Source organism: Luedemannella flava (genome assembly GCF_039528515.1).
Lineage (GTDB): Bacteria > Actinomycetota > Actinomycetes > Mycobacteriales > Micromonosporaceae > Luedemannella > Luedemannella flava.
The window spans coordinates 1-3,529 of the sequence record NZ_BAAALT010000047.1; the positions used below are offsets into that span (position 1 = coordinate 1).

A 3,529-nucleotide genomic window follows, 5' to 3' on the forward strand; every position below is an offset into this window, starting at 1 on the left:
GTCACGGCCACCTGGTCGGGCGCGCGACCGCTGGCCGCCTGGACGCTGCAGGCGCGGCGGGCCGGCGGCGCCTGGCGCACCGTCGCCACGGTGCCGTCGTCGGCGGCGCTGGTCGACCGGGTCGCGGTCGGCGGGGTCGTGGCGGACGAGATCCGGTTGCGGCTGCCGGCCACCCGCTACGGCGGGCGCGAACCCGCGCTCGCCGAGCTGAGGGTGAGCCCGGTCAGCCGATCCTGACCACCCGCGCCCAGTCCGGCGGCCGCGCCGGCTCGTCGTCGTCATCGTCGTCCGACTGCTTGTGCTTGGTGCGGTCGAACAGGCCGACCACCGTCCGGCACGGCGGCCGCCGGCTGGGCCACGGCGTCCACCCGTCGGTCAGCGCGACGATGACGTCCGGGTGCGTCCTGCGCAGCGCGATGGCGAAACCCTCGCGCAGGTCGGTGCCGCCGCCGCCGAGCAGCGGGATCCCCTCCGCCTGGCACAGCGGGTGCGCGACGCGCGCGGCGGCGTCGCAGGACACGACGGTGACCAGGTCGCGCCGGCCGCCGACGCTGCGGGTGATGGCGGCGACCTCCAACAACGCGCTGCCCAGCTCCGCGTCGCTCACCGACCCGGATGTGTCGATGATCACGCTGACCCGGGGCGGGTTGCGGCGCAGGCTCGGCAGCACGACGCCGGGCAGGCTCGTGGCCCGGCGCGACGGCCGGCGGTAGACGTAGTCGTCGCCCGCCCCGGACCCGTGCGTGGCCGACCGGACGGCCGCGCCGAGCAGGTCCCGCCACGGCTGCGGCGGGTGGAAGGCCTGCTCCGCCCACCGTTGCCAGCCCTCGGGGGCGCTGCCGGGGCGACCGCTGATGCCCTGCGCCACCCGGAACCGCACGGCGTCGCGCTCCTGTCCGGACAGGCCGTGCGCGCCGTCGGGGCCGAGGTCCCAGGCGCGCTCGCGGCCGTCGGCGCCGCTGCCGCAGTCGAGCCACGCCATCGACGCGGTGTGCGGCCCGAGCCGGAACTGCGACAGGTACTCCTCCATCAGGTCGCCGTCGCGCAGGCGCAGGTCGGAGGGCCTGATGCAGTCCCTGGGTCGCGGCAGCCCGTCGCCGTAGATGTCGTCGTTGATCTCGCAGTCGGCGGCGATGTTCATCCGCAGCCGCTCCGCCGGCCCGGTCAGCCCGCGCGCCGCCGCGACCCGGTCGCCGCGTCCGTGGTGGTCGCGCAGCAGGTGCGACACCTCGTGCACCCACACCCCGGCCAGGTGCTCCAGCGACATCCGGTCCACAAAGGCCGGTGACACGTAGCAGCGCCAGTACGGGTCGACGGCCATGGTCGGCACGGTCCGCGACTCCACCGGGTGCAGCGCGAACAGGGCGGAGGCCAGATAGGGCCGCGCCCTGGCCGCGTACAGCCGGGCGGCGAACAGCTTCTCCCAGTCCACCGTCACCGGCCCACCCCCACGCGCCCGGCGCGCTTGCCGACGGACACGACGCCCTCCAGGCGGTCGATCGCCGCCGGGATGTCCCAGTCGTCCTGTCGCTGGGCCGCGAGCGTCGACGCGGGCACCACCACCAGGTCCGGCGCGCCGGTCTCGAGGGCCTTCACGAGCAGGGCCCAGGCCGCGTCCCACCGGGCCCGGTCCGGCCGGTTACGCACCGCTTCCACCACCCCGTCGAGTACGGCCTGACGCAGGTCGCCCCGGTCGGGCAGCACGGCGCCGGCCGGGTCGGCGAGCAGGGTCTCCGGGTCGGGCAGGTCGAGGCGGTCCAGGCTGGCCAGCAGCTCCAGCCCCGGCCCGTCGCCGACGACGCCCCGGACCAGCGCGGACAGCACGTCGCGGTCGGTGCCTGCCGCCGTGGCGAAGGCGATCAGGCGCAGCGCCATCTCCCAGCTGCGCGGTGACGGCCACGCACCGCCGCGGCGGGCCTCGGAGCTGGGCAGCTGGTGCACGAGGCGCGGCCGCGCGCCCAGCAGCGTGCACACGGCCCGCCGGGCGTACGCGACGGCGTCGGGCAGCCGTGCCGGGTCGAGCCGGGGCAGCGCGGCCCTCGGCCAGGTGCCGCCGAGGCCGCGCACCACGACGTCGTGGTCGTACGTCCACTGCAGATGGACGAACCGGTTGGCCAGCGGCGCGCTGAGCTCCCAGCCGTCGGCGGCCGAGGAGCGCGGGTTCGCGGCGGCCACGATCCGCACGCCCGGCGGCAGCCGCAGCGCGCCGACCCGCCGCTCCAGCACCAGGCGCAACAGCGCGGCCTGCACGGCCGGCGGGGCGGTGGACAGCTCGTCCAGGAAGAGCAGCCCGCGGCCCTGCGCCGCCAGGCGTACGGCCCAGTCGGGCGGGGCCATCGGCACGCCCTGCACGGCGGGGTCGTCGCCGACGACGGGCAGGCCGGCGAAGTCGGACGGCTCGTGCACGCTCGCGATGACCGTGGTCAGCGGCAGGTCGAGCGCCTCAGCGAGCTGGGTCAGCGCGGCGGTCTTGCCGATGCCGGGCTCGCCCCACAGCAGGACGGGCAGGTCGGCGGCCACGGCCAGGGTCAGGGCCTCCAGCTGCGGATCGGGGCGCGGTTCGGTGGTGGTGTCGCGGAGCAGGGCGAGCAGGTCGCCGGCGACGTCGAGGCGCTCAGCAGTGGCAGAAAATGGCATATGTCATCACCTTTTGTCGTGTCGGAGGGCGCGACGGAGTAAGAAGCGGGGGCGTACCTGCGTGATCAGCGCTTCCGGGGAATCAGCGCTTCCTCGTGGGGACGCGGGCGTCGCTGGCCGCGACGGCGGCGCCAGTCGGGTCGGGTCGGTCCGCGACCGGTCAGGCCGGCCCGGTACTCGCCGTGGCGGACGCGCTGCTCCACCGCGGCCTCCAGCTCGTCGCGCAGCGCGCCGCCGCTGAGCAGCGCGTCCGGGCCCAGCAGCGCCTCGACGATGGCGAACGCGCCGGCGATGTCGCCGTGGTCGAGGCGGCCCCGGATGTCGTCGAGGGACTCCGGCTGCCGGGTCGCCGCGTCGATCGCGCGCAGGCACGGCAGCGGCGGTCCGCCCAACGCGACCAGCAGCGCCTCCCGGCGCAGCTCGACCGGGTCGTGGTCGAGCGCGGCGAGCCGGCCGTCCACGAGCCCGATCCGGTGCCGGACGCCACGGCACTCGACCACGCGCGGACCCCCGTCCTCGTCCCGCGCCCGGCCTCCCGGCCGTGTGTCCGGCGCGAGCGCCGCCGCGACGAGTGGGTGCAGCTTCCCGGCGTCGATCAGCCCCGCGCGCAGCAGTGCCAGGTCGGGCAGCACCCAGGTCGCGGCGTCCGGCAGGTCCGGATGCCCCCTGGCCGCCGCGTCCGCCGCCGTGATCCGCGTCCCGGCGTCGCCCACGTGCAGCAGCAGGCGCCGGCGGGCGGACAGCCGCACGGCGACTGTGCCAGCCTCGCGGCCCTGGGACCGCAGCAGGATCGCGGCCTCGTCCGCCCACCGGTCCACGGCGCAGTCGTCACCCACCGGCGACGCGGCACAGTCGCCCAGCGGTTGCGCGGCGCGGTCGCCGCCCAGCGGTT

Annotated in this window: 3 protein-coding genes and 1 pseudogene; 1 reads left to right on the forward strand and 3 read right to left on the reverse strand. The window is 76.8% G+C overall.

Annotated elements, in window-relative coordinates; all coding sequences use genetic code 11:
* A partial coding sequence (locus ABD211_RS09460) for a hypothetical protein (protein WP_344128435.1) occupies nt 1–237 on the forward strand: 237 nt, incomplete at its 5' end.
* On the opposite strand, the gene ABD211_RS09465 is transcribed toward ABD211_RS09460, so the two are convergent.
* From ABD211_RS09465 to ABD211_RS09475, 3 genes and pseudogenes are all read right to left on the reverse strand, one after another.
* Entirely contained in the window at nt 224–1,438 is a 1,215-nt protein-coding gene (locus tag ABD211_RS09465; protein ID WP_344128437.1) for a vWA domain-containing protein, read from the reverse strand. The genes ABD211_RS09460 and ABD211_RS09465 overlap by 14 nt on opposite strands.
* On the reverse strand, nt 1,435–2,637 hold the full coding sequence (locus ABD211_RS09470) for an AAA family ATPase (RefSeq protein WP_344128439.1): 1,203 nt from the start codon (nt 2,635–2,637) through the stop codon (nt 1,435–1,437). Before ABD211_RS09470 ends, ABD211_RS09465 begins: the two co-directional genes overlap by 4 nt.
* A gap of 65 nt (nt 2,638–2,702) precedes the next feature.
* Nucleotides 2,703–3,529 (reverse strand): annotated as a pseudogene (locus ABD211_RS09475) (hypothetical protein); the annotation flags it as partial.